General features: G+C 52.1%; 1 protein-coding gene and 1 pseudogene. One reads left to right on the forward strand and one right to left on the reverse strand.

The window, feature by feature from the left end; genetic code table 11:
* Positions 1–215, reverse strand: a pseudogene (locus WH277_RS04110) (SH3 domain-containing protein); the annotation flags it as partial.
* A 472-nt stretch (positions 216–687) separates the two neighbouring features.
* On the opposite strand from WH277_RS04110, the gene WH277_RS04115 reads away from it, so the two are divergent.
* Positions 688–1,168, forward strand: a 481-nt coding sequence (locus WH277_RS04115) for a nitrate- and nitrite sensing domain-containing protein (RefSeq protein WP_339504506.1), incomplete at its 3' end; no start/stop codon positions are given.

Genomic DNA, 1,168 nt, shown 5'->3' on the forward strand with positions numbered 1-1,168 from the left:
GCATTATACAGGGCGCGATAGTTCTCATTCACTGGGGTGAAGGATGCGGGGGCTTTCACCGCATAGCGATGCGTTAACGTCACGCCATCAACAACGCTGCTGACGACGGTGTCATCAGTGACAGGCGGTGGTGGCGCTTTGCATCCCGCTAAAGTGAGCACGGCCAGCAGGGTAAACGCGATGCTAATTTTCACATTGGTCCTCGTGAATATCATCTATAAATCGGGTTCTTTTCAGACGCGATATGGCGGCATTGAATGACGCTATAGCGCGCTATCAAACGTAAACTACCCTGTACGTTCCAGGAAAAAATCTCACAGGTTTACATCAAGATAATTCTTACGTCAGTTTACCTGACGCTTTTGGGAATGGAAACCATTGCGGGAGCCTGTTGAACATGTTAGTGGCTTGCTATAAGCGTGACAGAGTTTGCCTGAAAGGTGACAAAACGGCAATTTGATTAGCATCAATAATCGGTATTCCGCTCTGCGTTATGGTAGCTGCTTAAAAACCATACGCGGCCTGACTATCACGCATTTCAATGAATAAATATGACTAATTGATTCCGTCTCACTCCTGTCAACAGGTGCGATAGTTATTTTCAGTGAAATGCCTGTGAGGTTAGTGGGGCACCCCGACACGGAATTTGCCTGGCCAGACCCTTTGAAAAATAGCGGAGTTAAGTCGATGAGCGATCATTATCCTTCTGCGCTGGCGTATCTTCTGGCATCACGGCAGCGGGAAATCGCCAGCCTGCGCTCCCTTTTACAAAGCGGCAGGCTGACAACGGAAGTCAGTCAGTTAATTCATGAGATTCAGCGCGAACGTGGGGCGAGCAATCTGTGGATCTGTTCTGCGGGGCAGCTGTTCAGTGACGAGCTGCTACAGTGCGGGTGTCGGGTCACCCGCAGCCAGAAAGCGGTGATGGCCCTGCTACCGGTCCTGCCGGAGGACGGCCAGGATGGTCCGGCGTCGAGCCGTCTGTACAGCCGTATCGCAACTGCCTTGCAGGCGCTGGGGGAACTGAACACCCTGCGACAGCAGGTGCGGGCTTTGCAGTTGACCCATGCCGTTGTCATGGAGCAGTTCAACCATATTATCCGCCAGTTGCTGAATCTGGTGTTTGAGATGGTGGATACGGCTTCCGACCCCGGTGTTTCGCGCGTGT

The sequence above is a fragment of the Erwinia sp. MYb416 genome (assembly GCF_037479575.1).
Lineage (GTDB): Bacteria > Pseudomonadota > Gammaproteobacteria > Enterobacterales > Enterobacteriaceae > Erwinia > Erwinia rhapontici.